An 18,822-nucleotide genomic window follows, 5' to 3' on the forward strand; every position below is an offset into this window, starting at 1 on the left:
ATGCGAAGTAGAATATTTTTATACCTATTCATTTTTTCAGTACTATTTGTATTATTTCAATTTATGAATGCTAAAAAGGCTAAAGAATCTTATGATGGTAAGATTGATAATTTAATGGCTAAAATAGCAGAGAAGGAAGAGGAAATAAAATCAAAAGATCTAGAAAAAGACTCACTAATAGAAAAAGCCTTGGATCTTACGTATTTTACATTAGATGGAGATGAGGAGGCTATCAATTATTTTGAAGAACAAGGATATGATGCTAAAAAATTGGAATTAACAATTAGTGATCAAATTATAAGTCAAAATAAAGCTGGTGCTGATAATCCAATCGTTCCTTTTGTTGGTATGGAAGGTAATATGGCAATCAACAAAGTTAGATTACTTAATCATAAGTGGATTATAGCCGATTTTACAGATGGAGTGTATTGGGGGCAATTGTTTATTACTTATGATGTTCAAAAAGATGGAGTAGTAGATTTTGAGGTTGTAAAGTCATTTTTGTACCCGAGAAATTAGAAAAAGATAAAATTTATAAAAAAGACCTGTTTTTAGCAGGTCTTTTTTGGTTTTATAGAGATAGTTGGTTAATTCTTCTTCTCATTCCTTTACAAGCTTCTTCTTAATGAATTCTCCATCTACTTCGATAATTGCAATGTAAATACCTGTAGATACTTCAGTACCTTTATCCGATTGACCATTCCAAGTATATTCAAAACCATTTTCATTAATATCTGGTGAATTGATCCTTTTTACTAAATTTCCGGCCATATCAAATATGTCAATTGCTACAAAATTTAAATTTTTCTTAGTAGAAGAAAAAGTTATTTGATTGGAAAAGGTATTTGGATATGTTTTGATATCACTACCGTTTAGTTTTAGTACACGATCATTCTTATTATTATACCAAGGCATTCCCAATCGTTGATCTAGCCAAAGAAGGATAAATTCATTATCATCTGGTAACCTTTCACCAACGTGTCTTCCCACACTGAAGGGATAGTTATTGTCATTTAAAACACCAATTAAATATGGATTGAATACAACAACACTTTCTATAGTTACAAAAGGAAAAGCAAAATCTCTACCAATTCCGATATCACCTGGTAAACCTGGTTCAGAAATTCTGCGTGGATCTCGGATTTTTAATAAATCTACATTTAATTGTTTTTGTACTTGAGTAGAATCTCGATCTAGTTCTATTTCGTAGATGGCTTTAAAACCATTAAGATCTCCTTGAGAACCATCACGCTCAATAATTATTCCTCTTTTTTCACTAAACATACTAAAATCACCAATAGCGGATGATCTTTCATTAAGAGGGTATTCGTATTTTTTATTGGTGTAAGATTTATTAGCCAGATTAAATTCGTGAATTAATAAATTATTATTTTCACTACTTTCTAATGGTTTTTCTAATAGTGGTAGTAATGTTGTTTTATCTATGCTAAGTGCCATTCCTTCAAAACCACCACTTTGTCTTACCTTAAAAGGAGTGTCAAGTTTTGTATTTCTGTAAGGCCAATACATTCCAGCTAACCAAGGAGTGTTTTCTCCATTTTGATCTTGAAGATTAGTGCCATCACCAGTATCTCCAACTTTAGGAAAATCCCCAAATAAACATACTGTTCTTATTTCAGGATATTGTTTTTGTGTTAGTAATAAGGTTCTAAAATCAAAACTTTGGATATCAGCTCGATCGGTTAATTCATTAGCTATAATTATATCAGCAATAGCTTTCGTAAATGTTTGAGGATCAAATGTTCTCTCCGCAAAAACATCTCCTCGATCATCAAGATCTGTTCTAGGGTTGATTTTAGTTTCGATATTAAAGCGAACTTTAGAAGCATTTTTCCATCGTTTCGTGGCTTCAGGATGAGAAGATCCTGCACCATTTTTATAATATGCTACATAGAATTCTACAAAATCAAATAATTGTTGTAATGATGGCATGATGTAAGGATCAATAAATCCATTTTCATTAGAGAAAGCTACAGCTACTGGAGAAAGCGAAAGATCATTGGTTTGGGCAGGTCTTCCAGCTAATATTTTATCAGCAATAAAAGTTTTTTGGATGCTATCTAATGTTAAGTCTTTTACCAATACTTCATCTTCAAATTCATAAGAAGTACCATCTGTTTTTCTAGTCTTAGCAGCTTCTATATGTGGATCGTGATCCAATAAAGGAATTCCGTCTAAAGTAATTCCACAATCTGTTTCCAATGTAGGCATTAAATAATCTAAGGCAGCTTCCATAGAAGGTAAAGTGTTTTCTGGACGTAAGTTTCTAGCTCCTCTATGTCCTTGTGCATCAAAAATATTAACATCGATGAGCCCATCAGCATCCATATAATCAGCACGTCCGTCTTGGTTTTTATCAAAATTCCGGACTGCTTCTAGCAATAGATCCGGACGATCCGAAATAATTCCTTGTAATTCTAAATTTAGCAAACGGTTCATATTCTCAGAGTCGTTTACTGTATAAACTATTACTGGATGTCCAGCACGATTTAATGAAGACACATTGAATAATTCACTTGATGCTTTGACTAAACCATCTGGAGGCGTTGTTCTACTTCCTACTAAAGTGTTTTCATCACTGTCATCTAGCATAACAAACCAAGGAGACATCACTGGAGCTTTACTGCCATTAGCTTGCGCATGTGCTCTCATAGCATTCATGATTCTAATAGCACTAGTTTCTTCACTATAAGGATTTTGTGGCGATCGTAATTCTTTACCAGGATTATCTAAATCGGGTAATGCATAAGGAGCATCTAATAATATTCCATTTTTATCAAAATGTAATATGAAAGGACCAAACTCATCTCCAATCCAATAATCGCCATTAGAAGTTCTCTGAATGGATTCAATGTCAAAATCAGCGCCAGTTAGCACTCTGTCTTGACTAAAATGATTCGTAATAGCAAAAGGTATTAATTGGTTGGGATCTTTTAGTTCAATATACTCCAGAACCTTAATATCTCCTTTACCTCTTCTAAAAAAAGATTCGAATCTTGGTTTGATTTTGTATAAACGTAAATTATAATCTGCAGAGTTTTCAATACTCCCGAAACCATTATCTGACATTGCAGTGAAGGTTCCATCCATATTATTTAGTACAGAAGAAAATCCTTGAATAGGTTGTTTATTCTTAAAAGGAAGTTCTTGATCATTAATTGGACCATTTCCAATATAAAGACCTGAAGTTGGTCCTTCTGAGAAACTAGGAGCTTTTAGTACTGCTCTAGAAAACAATAAATCTCCAAAGCTTCTAAAAGACCTCCCTTTCCCTTTTAGATACATCTCTTGACTATAATAATTGTCATTTGGTAAATCAAATTGTGGTTCTGATTTTTCGTTCTGTGCAAAAGCCGAAAAAGAAATAAATAAGCCTAAACATGCGGAAAAGCATAGTAGTTTTGTGTACTGTCTTAACATAGCGTAAGAATGATTTTTCATGTGTAATACGATTAAGATTAAATTGGTTAATGATACCTTAAAAGTATAATCTGGATATTACCAAAACGTTTAATATATCTCAATAAATGTTTAGGATATGATCTTGTATTTTACCATTGTGTACAGATTGTATGAAATAGGTTATGAAGTTGTTAAATTTAATCTATGAACTGAACGAAAACGTTGTAGTGAACTATTGTGATTTTCCTCGTGTTTTTTTGTTTTGACTGAAGATTTAATAATTCGGTCTGGCTGATTACCGTTATTTCCTAATTTTAAAGGGATTCTAGTATATTTGAATCTTATCTAAATCAGAAACACTCATTACATATGAAATCAAGAATTTTTTCTTTTTTCCTTTTTGGAATACTAACATTTACAGCATTTTCGTGTAAAAATAATTCAAGTGATTTTATAGCAAATTTCAACAGTTATCAGAAAGATCGATTTATAGAAATTCCTCGAGATCACGGTAAATACATTATTAAATTGTATTCTGATAAAATTATTGAAACATCTTTTATTCCAACAGGAGAAGCTTTTAATCCAGAATCTCACGCAGTGGTTCTTCATAATAAAGGAATTGTCGCAGAGTTAATGGAAGATGATACTACAATTGTGTACGGTTCAGGAGGTATTAAAGTTCATATTACCAAAGAACCTTTTCAAATATCTTATAGCTATAAAGGAAAAGAATTGATTTCTGAAAACAAAGGGTATATCAAAACGGATTCTACGGAAATTCTAAATTTTAATTTAGATAAGGATGAAGTGATTTATGGAGCAGGAGCGAGGGTAGTGGGAATGAATAGAAGAGGAAACAGATTAGAGCTATATAATAAAGCACATTATGGCTACGAAACACGTTCTGAGTTAATGAATTATACAATGCCGTTGGTGTTATCTTCTAAAAAATATGCCGTTCATTTTGATAATGCACCAATAGGATTTCTAGATATTGATAGCAAAAAAGATAATACACTGAGTTATGAAACAATCAATGGTAGAAAGACGTATCAAGTAGTCGCTGGAGATGATTGGAAAGATCTGATAGATCAGTATACTGATTTAACGGGGAAACAACCGTTACCGCCAAGATGGGCTTTTGGTAATTTTGCGAGTCGTTTTGGATATCATTCAGAACAAGAAACTAAAGAAACTATTTCCAAGTTTAAGAGTGATTCCATTCCCTTAGATGCTGTAATTTTAGATATTTATTGGTTTGGAAAAGATATCAAAGGACATATGGGGAACTTTGAATTCCTTAAAGATTCATTTCCTAATCCAAAAGAAATGATCAATGACTTTAGAGATCAGGGAGTAAAAACTATATTAATTACAGAACCTTTTGTTTTATCTACTTCGAAGAAATGGGAAGAGGCGGTAGCTGAAAAAGTACTGGGGAAAGATTCCTTAGGAAACCCTTTTAAATATGATTTTTATTTTGGTAATACTGGAATTATAGATATTTATGATGAAAAAGGTGCAGCTTGGTTTTGGAATATCTATAAAACCTATACTCGGGAATATGGAGTTGCAGGATGGTGGGGAGATTTAGGAGAACCAGAGGTGCATCCTTCAGCATTATTACACGCTACGGGATCTGCGGATGAAGTACATAACATCTATGGCCATGATTGGGCAAAATTAGTACAAGAAGGGTATCAAAAAGATTTTCCGGAACAACGTCCATTTATCTTAATGCGTGCTGGTTATTCAGGATCACAGCGATTTGGGATGATACCTTGGTCTGGAGATGTGAGTAGAAGTTGGGGTGGATTACAACCACAAACAGAAATAGCATTATCCATGGGAATCCAAGGATTAGGGTATATGCATTCTGATCTTGGAGGGTTCGCAGGAGGAGAGAAATTTGACCCAGAGTTATATACACGTTGGTTACAATACGGAGTTTTTCAACCTATTTATAGACCACACGCTCAGGAACATATTGCTCCAGAACCAGTTTTTCATGATAAAAAGACGAAAGCACTTGCAAAAAAGAGTATTGAACTTAGATATCAAATGCTTCCCTATAATTATACATTAGCTTTTGAAAACAATCAAACCGGTGTTCCGTTAATGAGACCTTTGTTTTTTGATGATGCGAACACTAAAGAATTACAAACAGTGTCCAATACCTATTTATGGGGTGACAGTTTCTTAGTATCTCCAATTGTAAAATCTGGAGTAGCATCAAAAGATGTGTATTTTCCTAAAGGATTTAATTGGTATGATTTCTTCACTGATAAGCAGTATGAAGGCGGAAGATATATTACGGTCGAAACTGCGGAAGATCATATCCCAGTATTTGTAAAAGGAGGATCATTTATTCCGATGGTAGCAATTATTCAGAATACTGAATCTTATAGTACAAACAATTTGGTATTACACTATTATCATGATACAAAAATAGAAACCAGTTTCGGGAAACTATATGATGATGATGGTAAAACGCCTAATGCCTATGAAAATGGAAAGTATGAAATACTGAAATTCGAAAGTAAGAATACAAATAATACACTAACGATAGGTTTTAATGCCGATACAGGAAATGATTATAGTAAAGCAACGCGTAAGATCTCTTTAATTATTCATAATATTGAAACTGCTCCTAAATCTGTTACTGTGGGAACTAATGTAGTTGAAACTGATTGGAATGAGGAAGATAAAACGTTATCTTTTGAATTCGATTGGAATTCTGCGGTTATAGAAAATGTGAAAATACTGTTATAAAGTTTATATTTGTATATTGCTGAAATACAAATGATTATAATGGTTTGCTTCAGAGGAAATTGAAAAAACGTATTTACATATTAACTTTATTATTTATCGCAACCTCTTGTCAATCTCAAACGAGAAAAACGGATGTGAATAAAATTGTTGGTGGTCCTTGCGAAGGATGTGAAGCGGTTTTTGAGTATGGTGATAAAAAACTTTTTAGTATTGATACACTGCCTGATTTTAAGAAAACTGAACCTAAATTGAAATTAATAGGAACAGTATTTAAAAAAGATGGGAAGACACCAGCAGAAAATGTGATCCTTTATATTTATCAAACTAACCGAGAAGGTATTTATCCTAAGAAGGGAGATGAAAAAGGGTGGGCGAAGAGACATGGTTATATTCGAGGTTGGATTAAAACAAATAAGAAAGGAAAATATACTTTTTATACTTTTAGACCAGGTGCTTATCCGAACGGAGCAGAACCTGAACATATTCATGTAACTGTAAAAGAATTAAATACAAACGAATATTATATTGATGAATTTGTATTTAATGATGATCCACTACTAAAAAAGACGGAAAGAGAGAATTTAGAAAAGCGTGGAGGATCGGGAATTTCAGTACCAGTGATGGAGAATGGAATTTTAACAGTTCATAGAAATATAATTTTAGGACAGAACATACCAAATTATGAATAAGGTCTTTTCTTTTTTTTAATAACAATATTTTTCAATTCTTTTATTGGAAAGTATCATTCATAGATTCAAACAAGATTGTAAGAGAAGAAAAAGGTCAATTATCAAAAATGAACATAGAACCAATTATAACATATTTCTCAAATATTTTACCATTAAATACTGATGAAATTAATGCTTTAAAATCATCATTTAAAGAACGGAAAATTAAACGAAGACAATTTATACTTCATCAAGGTGACGTATGCACTCTCAATACTTTTGTGGTAGAAGGTTGTTTTAGAATGTATTTTGTAGATAAAAATGGAAAAGAACATAATATACAATTTGCAATAGAAAATTGGTGGATTGGTGATATCGGAAGCTTTCATTCAGAAAAACCCAGTAAATTGTATATAGAAGCTATTGAGAACTCTATTGTTCTACAAATAAAAAAAGAAAATCAATTAAGGTTATTTGTAAACCAACCTAAGTTCAATTTAATGTTTAGAGTGTTTACAGAAAATGCTTTGGTTGCATACCAAGAGCGCGTATTACAAAATATCAGTTCAACAGCAGAAGAACGTTATCTTGATTTTACTAAACGCTATCCACATTTCTTTAATAGAATTTCTAATGTTCAAATTGCATCTTTCCTAGGTGTTACACCAGAGTTTTTAAGTACAATTCGAAAAAAAATAGCTAAATCTTAATATACATTAAGAGTCTTTCTTAAAATACCTTATAGGTACATTTTTCCTTCGTGTGGCATCTTTGCAGTGTTAAAAATAAATACTAGCAAAAGATGAAAACTATTCGTGTCTCCACCATTTTATTTTTTACACTCTGCTATGGATGTGCAGATAAATCGTCAAACATAAATCTTAAAAACACCAAAAACATGGAAGAAATTGCCAAACAAGAAATCGAAAACGTATTGATGACCTATAAGGAAACATTAAATACATCTAATGCAGAAAAAGCTACTTCTTTATATGCTAAAGATGGAATTTTTATGCCAACGGGAGTACCTTCTGCGAAGGGAACAGAACAAATTAAAGGAGCTTATGATTTTGTGTTTTCCCAGATTCAATTAAATATTGAATTTTTTATTGAGGAGATTATGGTAGAGGAGACTTTTGCATATGCTGTAACAAGTTCAAAAGGTTCAACATTAATTCACGCAACAAAAGAAACGATTCCTGAAGAGAACAGAGAGTTATTTGTTTTTATAAATGAAGATGGGATTTGGAAAATAGCCCGTTATATGTTCAATAAAACAAAATAAAAGATGTTTGATATCCGAAATTAGTTAATTAAGTGCAGGCCGTTATAGCTTGCACTTTTTTCAATATATTTAAACTTTTTTAATATATTTAATAAAGCTCCATTTGTCAATGAATAAGGAATTTTTTAAGAATGAGATGAACTCTTTGTCAGATGAGGAATTGATAACAATTCTTAAAAATAGACAGAATTATCAAGAAGGAGCAATTGATGCAGTTATGGATGTTTCGGAATCCAGAGGTTTACAATTTTTAAAACTTAAAAATGAAATAAAACAAGAAAGACTTCAAGAAGAAATAAATCAGAATAATTTAATTAAAGAAAAAGAACAAAGTATTTTAAAATTTGTTCCAAAAATAGTAGGAGTGTATCAAATAGCAGGAGGGCTGTTCCTATTTTTGACATCTATGTTTCTTTCCGATTTTAGAATTGATGCTTGGGCTCAAATATTTTTAGTAATTCTTACCTTTTTGTCTATAATTGGAGGCTACTTATTTTTAACAGAGAAAAAAAATGGAGCATTATTATGTCTCATTAATCAGGTTCTTCAAATTATTAGGTTTCAATTTTTTGGCTTTACTCTTAAATATTGTGCTGGTCTTTCAGTAGGTTTAATTATCGAAAGTTCGTTAGCAAATGGACTAAATTTCGGACTTGATATACAACCCGGTGGATCGTTTGTTTTGGGACAAGTATATGCTATGAATGAATTTTTTGGATTTAATATTATTCCAATTATAATCATTTATTACATTTATCAGTATAAAGAAATATCAACTAATAAGTAATGTATTAGTATATTTTAATTGCCATTTAAGGTATTATATCGTTTCAATGACATCCAAAGTAGAAGAAGAAACAAATAAAGAATACATACGCCGAATTAATTTGGCATTGCAATTTATTGATGATTATCTGGATGGTGATTTGTCATTAGAATCTGTTTCTAATGCAGCATTGTATTCACCGTTTCATTTTCATAGAATTTTTAAAGCGGTTATTGGCGAAACTCTTAACGCTTATATTACTAGAAGGCGAATTGAAAAAATGGCTTCCATATTAATGCATCAAAAAGAAGTAAGTATTACAAACCTATCACTTCAGTATGGTTTTAGTAGTAATTCTTCATTTACTAGGGTATTCAAGAATTTTTATGGGATAAGTCCAACAGAATTTAGAAAGCAACTTCCGGATAAATTTAGCAAGATTGGTAAAGTCGAAAGCAAGATCGGACAAGAGAAACCGATTTTTGAGAAATACATTTGCAACATTACTAATCATTTAAATTGGATTAAGATGAATGCGAAGATTGAAGTTAAAGAAACACCAGAATTAAATTTTGTCAGTATTACTCATATAGGAGTAGAAGGAATTGAAAATGTTTTTGAAAAACTAATAAAATGGGCAAGACCTAAAGGAATATTAGAAAACCCAGAAGCAAAAATGGCTAGGGTGTTTCATGATAGTTTTAAAATAACATCTCCGGATAAGGTAAGAATGAGTGTTTGCATATTAATGCATGAACCTTTTGTTTCAGAAGGTGAAATTACACCCGTTATTATCAAAAAGGGTAAAAGTATTGTTGGTCGTTTTGAAATCACTCCAGATAGTTTTGAAAAATCTTGGAGTAGTTTATTTATTTGGATGAGTGAACAGGGATATACAAAAGCAGAAGAAAAACCTTTTGAGATATACCATAATGATTATCGTGAACATCCAGAGAATAAATTTTTGGTAGACCTCTATATACCGATAGAATAAATTATTCTTAGCTAAGGCTACAGGTAAAGCGTCTTGACTCTAAATATATTAGTTTTTTTATTTTTTGAATAATAAAGATTCATAATGACTAGTAGATAAATATTCTTTTCGAAGTTGTCTAAGAAATACTACAATTTCATCTCTTTTAGCATAATTTTCTTTAAGACAGTCTTTAAAATCTTCATCATTCACTGTGAGTACTACATACCATTTTCCACTACGACTGGTATGCAATTCTTCAAGAATAGGAGTGTGATCGTTTTGTTCTAATGCAGCATCGATAACCATTGGTGCTAGATTGATTGTGTTTGTGGATCTTTCTACCTCATGAAAAGAAAGATAATATTCTGTGTTGTTTACTATGAATGGAACATTCCATTCAACATCTTTATCATTCAGCTTAAATTTGTTATTGATATATTGATAGAACTCATTAGCATTTTTTGGGTCTTCAAAAATAAAAGAGTTTCTTTTCGGAAGTCCTTTTTTAAATTTTTTGGCAACCATTACCTTATCTTCCTTAATATTCGGAGCTATTTTAGTGGGGATACACGATGAAAATAACAGTAAAAAAAATGTAATAGAAAGTAAAGCCTTCATGAGTAGTTTTTTGATGAGTTTTATCAAGTTTAATGCCATAATAACATTTTGTATATATAGATAACATTCTTATTTTAGTACATCAATATAAATTATTGATTTATAAAACCTTAAAGTAATGAAAACTACAGATGTACCTATTATTGTAGAGGAAACTTTTACAGCTTCAGTTGATCAGGTTTGGAAAGCGATAACTGATGTAAAGGAGATGCGACTTTGGTTTTTTGATAATATCGAATCATTTAAACCAGAAGTTGGATTCGAAACACAGTTTTTAGTACAAGTAGAGGATAGAAAATATACTCATTGTTGGAAAATTATAGAGTCTATACCAAATAAAAAGATAACCTATACATGGAGATATGAAGAATATCCAGGTGACGCTTCTGTAACTTTTGAGTTATTTGAGAAACAGCATCAAGTTATGTTAATTCTATCTCTTAAGGTAACTGAAGATTTTCCATCTGATATCCCAGAATTTACTATAGAAAGTTGTCAAGCTGGATGGAATTACTTTATAGGTGAAAGATTGAAAGAACATATGAGAGGTATGTAAGAACTGGTTAAGCTAAAAAAAATAATAGCATGATTTTTTCTTTTTAAAATTTTAAATAATGGAAAAAAATAAATCTGTAGAAGAATTTATCTCAAAGAAAGCAACTTGGAAAGAAAGTTTAGAACTACTAAGATCCATTATGCTTTCTACAGAAATGGAGGAAACTATAAAATGGGGAATTCCGGTATATACAATTGGTGGAAAGAATGTAATAGGTCTAGGAGCTTTTAAATCCTATGTAGGGATCTGGTTTTATCAGGGAGTATTTTTGAAGGATGCTCATAATAAACTGATTAATGCTCAAGAAGGGAAAACCAAGGGTTTACGACAATGGAGATTCAATGCTTTTGAAGAAATCAATAGGGAACTTGTACTACAATATGCTCAAGAAGCAATTCAAAACCAAAAAGATGGCAAAGAAATAAAAATAGAAAAATCGAAGGGTATTGAAATTCCAGAAGAACTAAATATTGTTTTAGAAGCTAATTCAGGCTTAAAAAGTTGTTTTGAAAAGTTGACTCCATTTAAGCAAAAAGAATATAAAGAATATATCGCAACTGCAAAACGAGAAGCTACAAGAACTTCAAGGACCAAGAAAATTATACCTATGATCCTTGAAGGTATTGGTCTTAATGATAAGTACCGTTAAAAACTTATAGATTTATCTTTTAATAATTTTTAGAGTATTTCTGTTTTTTAGTTTCAAAAAATACATCCCAACTGCATATTCAGAGATATCAAGAGTAGCACTCCTACCTTTATCAATAATCTTACCTGAATTATCAGTAAGTATCCAATCAGTTTCTTTAGGTAATTGTACTATACCAGTAGTAGGATTAGGGTATAAAAAAACTGTTGATTGAGTAGTATCTGGAATACTTAGTACATTTTCGGAGATCCATTGTGCAGTATTATTAGCATTGATTGTTCCTGCGGTTGAGAAATTACCACTCGCGAAAATTTTATCTATTCCGTCACTATTGGATGCGAAATTCATGGTGTTGATTTTAATATCTACACCGACATTAGTATTAGTCCCTAAAGCTTCCCAACCACTAGTTTCATTCCATCTCGCAATATTGTTGACAATAATACTATTGCTATTATCTACATTGGCCGTATCAAAGGCACCACCAACATATAAGTTGCTACCATCATGAATTAGTGTGTTTACGATGTTATTGACACCATTGCTTAAACTTGACCAGTTAGAGGTGTTTTTATTCCAACGTGCAATACGGTTTACCGTTTGACCTCCAGCGATAGAAAAATTACCTCCAATGAACACTTCTGCTGTAGTTACTGCAATTGCTTCTACAAAACCACTGGTTCCCGTACCAAGAGTTCCCCAATTAGTTCCATTCCAAGTAGCAATTCTGTTGGCAGTAGTATTTCCAGCTTCATCAAAATTTCCACCGACATAAAGAGTTCCATCACTATCTAATACCAAAGACCGTATTTCATTATTAGTACCAGATACTCCTGTAGTAACATCCGTTAAAGCAGACCAGGTTGTTCCATTCCATAAAGCAATATTTCGTACTGTATTACTATTTGCGGTTTCAAAAACACCACCTGCATAAACATTACCACTAGCATCAATTTCTAGCACTGCTACCGTTCCATCAATTCCTGATCCTAATGCGGACCAGTTGCTTCCGTTCCAAACAGCTATGTTTTGAGCAGAAACTCCACCTATTTCCGTAAAGGAACCACCAGCATATACATTTCCGTTTGGTGCAATTCTAAGAGCATTAATGGTTCCATTAGATCCTGTAGCCAATGTTCTCCAGCCGGAAGATTCGTTCCATACTGCTATATTATTTGCAGTTATATTTCCTGCTTGACTAAAAGTTCCCGCATGATATACATCACCGTTTGTATCTGTGACAACAGCTTGTACAATTCCATTAGGAATTCCTTGATTCAATTCTTCCCACTGGCCAATACCATTAACTGCTGTTCCAGAAGGTGTAGAAGTACCATCTACAAGTTTATATAGTTGGGCATTACTTCCATAATCACTAAAATATAATTCACCGTTTTTATCTACTCCAAAGGAAGAAACAAATTCACCAGAGGTATTGAAAAGTAATGTACTACTGCTAGTTCCTGTGGATGGATTATAATCTAATACCCAGACTCTTCCACTTACATAATCTCCAAAAATGTATTTTGAACTGATATCTGGACTTAAGCTAGTAATTTCTGATCCTCTATAGACATAACCACCGGTTATGGAACGATCTCCTTGATTACGGTTATAAAAATGTACAGGAAAAACTGTAGGTTCTGTAATGGTAACATCGCTATTTGCTACAGAGTTGGCTTCAAACCTGCTCCAACCATAGTTTTTTCCATTTTCTATAATATTTACTTCTTCAAAAGCTCCTTGACCTACATCTCCACCCCATAATCTACCAGTTACATTATCAAAAGAGAATTTCCAGGTATTTCTGATTCCGTAGACATATATTTCATCTAATCCACTAGCACCAACAAAAGGATTATCACTCGGAATTTCATAATTACCATTTGGTAAATCGGCATTAGTCTCTACAGGATTACTACCATCTAAATCAACATCAATTCGCAGGATACTCCCAAAAACAGTATTTTTATTTTGTCCGTTGCCTTCAGGATCGTTTCCACCACCACCATCACCGATAGAAATATATAGGTATCCATCGGGACCAAAAGCAATCTTACCTCCATTATGGTTGCTATTGTTTTGGTTTTTATCAAACTGAAAAAGGATTAATTCACTATCGGGATCAACAAAATTTGGGTTTGATGAACTTGTGGTAAACCTGGAGAGTACCATTCTTACTGAAATACCTGCTACTGGACTATCTGTGGTATAATAGGTGTAGAAATATCTATTAGTATCATAATCCGGATGAAAAGCCAATCCTAGTAATCCTACTTCTTGACCATCTCTAAAACGTACACGATCTGTGATATTTAAAAATGTATCTACATCATTATCACTTGCATTACTTATTCTGGGAAATACTTGAATTCTTCCTCTTTGTTCTACAATAAACATTCGATCAGTTCCATCACTTGGAGATTGTATTTCGACAGGAAACTCAAAATCTATGTTAGGAAATGCGGCTTCGTATGTGATCTGTGCTGTACCAATAATGGTAAAAAAAAGTAGCACGAAAACAATGGTAGAGGTTAGAGTTTTCATTTTTAGAGTTTTAAGATAAGTGACTCTAATTCAACGAAAAAAACAACTGCTTATTATGGTTTATGATTTATTTCTAAAGATGTTTACCGAGCCACTCTTTAAACTGATAAAAATTGCGTGGATCTACTCCATGACCTACAGGAAATTCATTTAAAGTTGTTTGTATACCTAGTTCGGAAAGCGTTATAGGAGCTTTACGAGCCCAATCTACCGGAATTACTTGATCAACACTACCGTGCGAGCAATACAAATTAAGTTTCGAAAAATCATTGTGACTATAATCTTCTTTAAGAATGCCTTCATTCAGGTATCCACTTAAAGCTACCACATTTTTTACTTTTTCAGGATACGAGAGTGCTACAGCATAACTAAGAATAGTACCTTGACTAAAACCAAGTAACGATACATTATCAGCATCTAGGTTATAAGCTGTTATCGCTTCATCTATGAAATTTGCTATTTTGTCTCGGGATTCGATGGCCTGAGCGTCATCACTAAATTTTCCTTGTGCAGCATCAAAATAAATAGCATACCAAGCATTACCATATGGTTGCATTGGATAAGGAGCTCTTACAGAGATTATACATAGTTCATCTTGAAGCTCAGAAGCAAATGAAAATAAATCATTTTCGTCACTGCCATACCCGTGAAACATGAATAAAACAGGTGTTTTATCTTTTTTTACAGTTGGTTCTTTGATGATATGATGTAATGATAACGTTTTAGTATCCATACTACTTATTTCTTGCTTGGTTGAGTCTATCTAAATCTATTTTAATTGTAAATGTATGTGATCATCATGTCTTACCGCCTGACATCCGTGAAATCGTATTTTGCTGCTTTGGACACCTAATCGATTTTTGAGATGAGGTTCGATAAAAATTTTTCCAACATTTTGTTCATTTACAATTGCCAAAAGTAAATCTTTTGTTGCTTTTTCTGAAAGCTTGAGTTGATTATTTATAATTCCAAAGGTTAAGTATTTTGCAAAATCATATTGCCAGTATCCCTTTTTCTTACATATTTTTATTTGGTCATATTCTCCTTGGTTTGGATCTTCATAAATACCATAACCAAGAACTGCAGGTTTTTTGTTGGTAATCTTCTTATTCTCATTAGTATAAATGAAAGAAATGTCAACTTTTTTGCCATCGTTATGACTTAGATGTGGAGGTAAAGGAAACCCATTTATGAATGGAAAATTGGCATCCAGATAAACTAATTTAATACCGCTATGTTTTTTATGAATGGTTTTGGAAATATTTAGTATAGTAGTGTTCAATTCTGGAGTGACATAGTTTCTATTACATACTATTGTAAAGAGTGAACATGCCTCAATAAAATCATTGTTTTGGATTTTTTCTCTTCCGAAAATTGGAGCGAGATAAGGGACTGCCATAAATGTAGTCATTAGATACGACACTATAAAAACTCCACTCTTTATGATTCTGTAGTTCTTAATAGTACGTTTAATAGTTAACTCAAGTATCAAATATATGAATCCACCAATTTGCGTTAGTAAGGTTAAAATTATGGCGATTAATATTTTGAAACCTATCTTAAGTACTATTTTCATAAAAACAACATTCTTTTGGTTATAACTTATTTTAATCAAAAATATTGATTTCGGGTGCTTAAAATACGAGGAAAGCATCTAAAATTAGATATGGAAGTTTCGATTTCTGAAGATGTTTTTATAAAATTTAAGTTTATAAGTATGCTTAGAGATTAGATAGAGATAGAATAGTATTAAATCATTAGGTTGGTTACTATCTTGTTTCAGTTTAATAAATAGGTTTAAATTAACGATCTTAATAATTTGAAAGATTATTCTTACGAATATGATTTTATCTTCACTTTAAAACGTATATAATTCGTGTTTTACGATTAATTTTAAACTTCAACTCCAAAAACAAGGTGTTTTTTGTCGATAAAATATGTTTTTAATAGAATCTTGTTAAACAAAACATAATCTTGTGTTAAAAACGTACTAATATTACGGTTTACCCGTAATATTCTCTTAGTTTTGAGTAACTAACACTCAACTATTTATGCGAAAAATTACTTCTATTAACCCTTTTGCCTTTCCCAGAAAGTTACAATTCAATATAAAATCTAGTTTTTTTAAAGCTTTTCTCTTTATATAAATTCTATTAAATAGTTTAAGTATTTTGGAATAGTTCTGAACAAGGAATTTTATAACCTTTTAAATACTTCAAATCTATTGGTAGATATCAATTAAACTATATATAAAATTATGTAAACGTTATAAATATGGTGTTATCAAATATAATCGTATTTAATCGTTCTTCGATATGCTTTTGAGCTGCTATAAGCAATAACACATCAAGTTTTAACAGCAAACTTGAAAAGATCAAACCGTAAAAATATATTAATCATTTTAATCCCAAATCCAATGAAAAAAATTACCTATCTATTATTACTATGTATTTGTTTTAGCTTCACTCAAACGGAAGATAGTTATCAAATGGTCATAACAAAAATATCAGATTCGTATAACGCCAAAGATGCAGATAAACTTTTTGAACTATTTTCTCCAGAATTACAATCTTCTTTTACATTAGATAAAGTTAAAAGTTTTATTACAAACAATCAATCTAAAAAAGGAGCGATGGGAGAATCATCTTTTTTAATGGATGATGAAGGAAATAAACGTTATCTGGTTGAATTCGAAAATTCTTCAACAATTCTAATCTTAAGATTATCATCGGATAATAAAATCACTCAATTATCCCTAGAGGAATATTAAAAAAATAATCTCAACAATTAAAATATTAAAAATGAAAAAACACTTTACCATCAAGTCAATGATATTTTTATTCCTAATGGGAATTGTAATATCTAGTGCGAACACTATTAGTGCTCAGCAAAGCATAAAATATGGAATGTTAACTTTTAATAAAGCGGTAAACATTTCAGGAAAACAACGAATGTTAAGTCAGAAAATGGCTAAATCCTATATATATTTAGTAGATAACCCTAGTGACGCAAAAGCAAAAAGAGATCTTTTAACCAGTAAAATTATTTTTGAAAAACAAAATGGTATAATTAATCAAAATTCAGGATATAAAGTAACTAAGGATAGAATTGCCAAGGTAGATGGCATCTGGATAGAATTTAAAAAGCTTATTGAGAGTACTCCTAATTATGATAATGCAAAGAAGATTATAGATCTAAATACTGATTTACTTAAGGCAACTAATGATGTAGTTTCTGCTGTTATCGTAGAATCTAAAGGAGCAAATCAAAGCGATGCGGATTTACTGGAAGATAGTGGGGCAAGCGAAGATGATTTAGAGCTTAAAAAAATGATAGACTTAGCTGGAAGACAACGTATGCTTTCTCAAAGATTAGGATTATATTATTTTGCTAACCAAACTACTTTGAAGAGTAAAAACTCCGAGCAAATGTTGAATAATGTATTTAATGAGCTTGATGGAGCAATTACGATGTTATTGATTTCTAATTTTAACAATGCGCAAATTGACGAAAAATTGGGAGTTGCCATGTCGAAATGGGAGCAAGTAAAAAATAATAAGGAAAAGCTAATGAATCAAGGGTTTAAACCTTTGGAAATGTATAAGATAAGTAATGATTTAACAAAAGCTTTTAATACGGTAACTAGCTTATACGAAAAAGTTAAGATATAAATTATTATGTATCACCATTAATAAAGCGGGGAAAATTACGTATTTTAAACAAGATTTTTAATACGTATTTTTTTGCCTAAACTTTAAAAACCTATTGAATATGAAAATAAGATTACAATTATTATTATGTACTTTGTTATTAACGAGTATTATAAAAGCTCAGGAATTAAGTATTGATGCAGATATAAGACCACGATTAGAATATTTACACGGTTTTGGTAATCTCATTCCTTCAGGATCAGATGCTGGTATATTTGTGCAACAGCGTTCCCGATTAAAATTTAGATATACAGCCGATAAATTCTCCACCTATTTAAGTGTGCAAGATGTCAGTGTTTGGGGAGATACTCCTCAGATTGCTGCAGCAGACAACAATAATAGTTTCTCATTAGCACAGGCTTGGATCAATTTTAAGTTTGGTAGTGGTTGGTCTACTAAATTAGGAAGACAAGCACTCTCTTATGATGATCAAAGAATCCTAGGCGGATTGGATTGGGCAATGCAAGGAAGGTTTCACGATGCTGCTCTAGTACAGTATAAGAATGAAAATGGCTTAAAGTTAGATCTTGGTTTTTCATTTAATCAAAATGGAGTAAGTACTGTAAATACATTATTTGATCCTAATAATGGAGGTAATGTAAGAGCTGTTTTTGATTATAAAGGAATGGCATATGCGTGGTTACATAAAGATTGGGCAAAGTTTTCAGGTAGTTTTTTATTTGTAAACAACTCTTATCAGAATTTGGATACTGATGGTCAAACTCCAATAGACGGAACAGTAAACAGACAGACTTTTGGAACACATTTAGTAGCAAAACCTGCTAAAGGACTGAAGGTAGCACTAAATTTATATGCGCAGACAGGAAAATTCACTGAAACTGTTGATTT

General features: G+C 31.7%; 17 protein-coding genes. 12 read left to right on the forward strand and 5 right to left on the reverse strand.

What is annotated here, in order from left to right; all coding sequences use genetic code 11:
- On the forward strand, positions 1-519 hold the full coding sequence (locus tag Q0975_RS22310; RefSeq protein ID WP_299440870.1) for a hypothetical protein: 519 nt from the start codon (positions 1-3) through the stop codon (positions 517-519).
- Between the two features lie 81 nt (positions 520-600).
- Here the strand turns inward: Q0975_RS22310 and Q0975_RS22315 are convergent, their stop codons facing one another.
- On the reverse strand, positions 601-3,462 hold the full coding sequence (locus tag Q0975_RS22315) for an esterase-like activity of phytase family protein (protein WP_299440873.1): 2,862 nt from the start codon (positions 3,460-3,462) through the stop codon (positions 601-603).
- A gap of 330 nt (positions 3,463-3,792) precedes the next feature.
- Here Q0975_RS22315 and Q0975_RS22320 point away from each other — a divergent pair, with 330 nt between their 5' ends.
- The 6 genes from Q0975_RS22320 (at position 3,793) to Q0975_RS22345 (ending at position 9,911) form a co-directional block, all read left to right on the forward strand.
- On the forward strand, positions 3,793-6,198 hold the full coding sequence (locus tag Q0975_RS22320) for a TIM-barrel domain-containing protein (protein WP_299440877.1): 2,406 nt from the start codon (positions 3,793-3,795) through the stop codon (positions 6,196-6,198).
- Positions 6,199-6,332: 134 nt separating this feature from the next.
- Positions 6,333-6,887 carry an intradiol ring-cleavage dioxygenase gene (locus Q0975_RS22325; protein ID WP_299440880.1) on the forward strand — a complete coding sequence of 185 codons (555 nt, stop codon included), beginning with the start codon at positions 6,333-6,335 and terminating at the stop codon, positions 6,885-6,887.
- 107 nt (positions 6,888-6,994) lie between these two features.
- Positions 6,995-7,576 (forward strand): Crp/Fnr family transcriptional regulator, encoded by a 582-nt coding sequence (locus Q0975_RS22330; protein ID WP_299440883.1) that lies wholly within the window; start codon positions 6,995-6,997, stop codon positions 7,574-7,576.
- 92 nt (positions 7,577-7,668) lie between these two features.
- Complete coding sequence (locus Q0975_RS22335; RefSeq protein ID WP_299440886.1) at positions 7,669-8,151, forward strand: nuclear transport factor 2 family protein; 483 nt, start codon at positions 7,669-7,671, stop codon at positions 8,149-8,151.
- 109 nt (positions 8,152-8,260) lie between these two features.
- Positions 8,261-8,938, forward strand: coding sequence for a hypothetical protein (locus Q0975_RS22340; RefSeq protein ID WP_299440889.1), 678 nt, complete (start codon positions 8,261-8,263; stop codon positions 8,936-8,938).
- Between the two features lie 46 nt (positions 8,939-8,984).
- Positions 8,985-9,911 carry a GyrI-like domain-containing protein gene (locus Q0975_RS22345; RefSeq protein WP_299440892.1) on the forward strand — a complete coding sequence of 309 codons (927 nt, stop codon included), beginning with the start codon at positions 8,985-8,987 and terminating at the stop codon, positions 9,909-9,911.
- Positions 9,912-9,968: 57 nt separating this feature from the next.
- Here the strand turns inward: Q0975_RS22345 and Q0975_RS22350 are convergent, their stop codons facing one another.
- Positions 9,969-10,550: a hypothetical protein gene (locus tag Q0975_RS22350; protein ID WP_299440895.1), complete on the reverse strand. Its 582-nt coding sequence runs from the start codon at positions 10,548-10,550 to the stop codon at positions 9,969-9,971.
- 79 nt (positions 10,551-10,629) lie between these two features.
- Here Q0975_RS22350 and Q0975_RS22355 point away from each other — a divergent pair, with 79 nt between their 5' ends.
- Positions 10,630-11,067: an SRPBCC domain-containing protein gene (locus tag Q0975_RS22355; protein ID WP_299440899.1), complete on the forward strand. Its 438-nt coding sequence runs from the start codon at positions 10,630-10,632 to the stop codon at positions 11,065-11,067.
- A 58-nt stretch (positions 11,068-11,125) separates the two neighbouring features.
- Positions 11,126-11,716 carry a DUF1801 domain-containing protein gene (locus Q0975_RS22360; protein ID WP_299440902.1) on the forward strand — a complete coding sequence of 197 codons (591 nt, stop codon included), beginning with the start codon at positions 11,126-11,128 and terminating at the stop codon, positions 11,714-11,716.
- Positions 11,717-11,728: 12 nt separating this feature from the next.
- Here the strand turns inward: Q0975_RS22360 and Q0975_RS22365 are convergent, their stop codons facing one another.
- The 3 genes from Q0975_RS22365 to Q0975_RS22375 form a co-directional block, all read right to left on the reverse strand.
- Positions 11,729-14,263 (reverse strand): PQQ-dependent sugar dehydrogenase, encoded by a 2,535-nt coding sequence (locus tag Q0975_RS22365; RefSeq protein WP_299440905.1) that lies wholly within the window; start codon positions 14,261-14,263, stop codon positions 11,729-11,731.
- A 73-nt stretch (positions 14,264-14,336) separates the two neighbouring features.
- Positions 14,337-14,996, reverse strand: a complete 660-nt coding sequence (locus Q0975_RS22370; protein WP_299440908.1) for an alpha/beta fold hydrolase — start codon at positions 14,994-14,996, stop codon at positions 14,337-14,339.
- A 36-nt stretch (positions 14,997-15,032) separates the two neighbouring features.
- Positions 15,033-15,839 carry a hypothetical protein gene (locus tag Q0975_RS22375; protein ID WP_299440911.1) on the reverse strand — a complete coding sequence of 269 codons (807 nt, stop codon included), beginning with the start codon at positions 15,837-15,839 and terminating at the stop codon, positions 15,033-15,035.
- A gap of 840 nt (positions 15,840-16,679) precedes the next feature.
- Between Q0975_RS22375 and Q0975_RS22380 the strand changes: the two genes are divergently transcribed.
- The 3 genes from Q0975_RS22380 to Q0975_RS22390 form a co-directional block, all read left to right on the forward strand.
- The gene (locus Q0975_RS22380) at positions 16,680-17,033 is read left to right on the forward strand and encodes a hypothetical protein (RefSeq protein ID WP_299440914.1); all 354 of its coding nucleotides are present in this window, start codon (positions 16,680-16,682) and stop codon (positions 17,031-17,033) included.
- A 31-nt stretch (positions 17,034-17,064) separates the two neighbouring features.
- Positions 17,065-17,934 (forward strand): type IV pili methyl-accepting chemotaxis transducer N-terminal domain-containing protein, encoded by an 870-nt coding sequence (locus Q0975_RS22385; RefSeq protein WP_299440917.1) that lies wholly within the window; start codon positions 17,065-17,067, stop codon positions 17,932-17,934.
- Between the two features lie 100 nt (positions 17,935-18,034).
- Positions 18,035-18,822: alginate export family protein (locus Q0975_RS22390; protein ID WP_299440920.1), on the forward strand; the 788-nt coding region annotated here is incomplete at its 3' end.

Origin of the sequence: uncultured Aquimarina sp. (assembly GCF_947500065.1) — a bacterium.
Classification (GTDB): Bacteria; Bacteroidota; Bacteroidia; order Flavobacteriales; family Flavobacteriaceae; genus Aquimarina.

What these genes read in the sequence shown, in the direction of transcription:
- Q0975_RS22310 (WP_299440870.1), top strand. Translation starts at nt 1, where the DNA reads ATGCGAAGTAGAATATTTTTATACCTATTCATTTTTTCAGTACTATTT.
- Q0975_RS22315 (WP_299440873.1), bottom strand. Translation starts at nt 3,462, where the DNA reads ATGAAAAATCATTCTTACGCTATGTTAAGACAGTACACAAAACTACTA.
- Q0975_RS22320 (WP_299440877.1), top strand. Translation starts at nt 3,793, where the DNA reads ATGAAATCAAGAATTTTTTCTTTTTTCCTTTTTGGAATACTAACATTT.
- Q0975_RS22330 (WP_299440883.1), top strand. Translation starts at nt 6,995, where the DNA reads ATGAACATAGAACCAATTATAACATATTTCTCAAATATTTTACCATTA.
- Q0975_RS22335 (WP_299440886.1), top strand. Translation starts at nt 7,669, where the DNA reads ATGAAAACTATTCGTGTCTCCACCATTTTATTTTTTACACTCTGCTAT.
- Q0975_RS22340 (WP_299440889.1), top strand. Translation starts at nt 8,261, where the DNA reads ATGAATAAGGAATTTTTTAAGAATGAGATGAACTCTTTGTCAGATGAG.
- Q0975_RS22345 (WP_299440892.1), top strand. Translation starts at nt 8,985, where the DNA reads ATGACATCCAAAGTAGAAGAAGAAACAAATAAAGAATACATACGCCGA.
- Q0975_RS22350 (WP_299440895.1), bottom strand. Translation starts at nt 10,550, where the DNA reads ATGGCATTAAACTTGATAAAACTCATCAAAAAACTACTCATGAAGGCT.
- Q0975_RS22355 (WP_299440899.1), top strand. Translation starts at nt 10,630, where the DNA reads ATGAAAACTACAGATGTACCTATTATTGTAGAGGAAACTTTTACAGCT.
- Q0975_RS22360 (WP_299440902.1), top strand. Translation starts at nt 11,126, where the DNA reads ATGGAAAAAAATAAATCTGTAGAAGAATTTATCTCAAAGAAAGCAACT.
- Q0975_RS22365 (WP_299440905.1), bottom strand. Translation starts at nt 14,263, where the DNA reads ATGAAAACTCTAACCTCTACCATTGTTTTCGTGCTACTTTTTTTTACC.
- Q0975_RS22370 (WP_299440908.1), bottom strand. Translation starts at nt 14,996, where the DNA reads ATGGATACTAAAACGTTATCATTACATCATATCATCAAAGAACCAACT.
- Q0975_RS22375 (WP_299440911.1), bottom strand. Translation starts at nt 15,839, where the DNA reads ATGAAAATAGTACTTAAGATAGGTTTCAAAATATTAATCGCCATAATT.
- Q0975_RS22380 (WP_299440914.1), top strand. Translation starts at nt 16,680, where the DNA reads ATGAAAAAAATTACCTATCTATTATTACTATGTATTTGTTTTAGCTTC.
- Q0975_RS22385 (WP_299440917.1), top strand. Translation starts at nt 17,065, where the DNA reads ATGAAAAAACACTTTACCATCAAGTCAATGATATTTTTATTCCTAATG.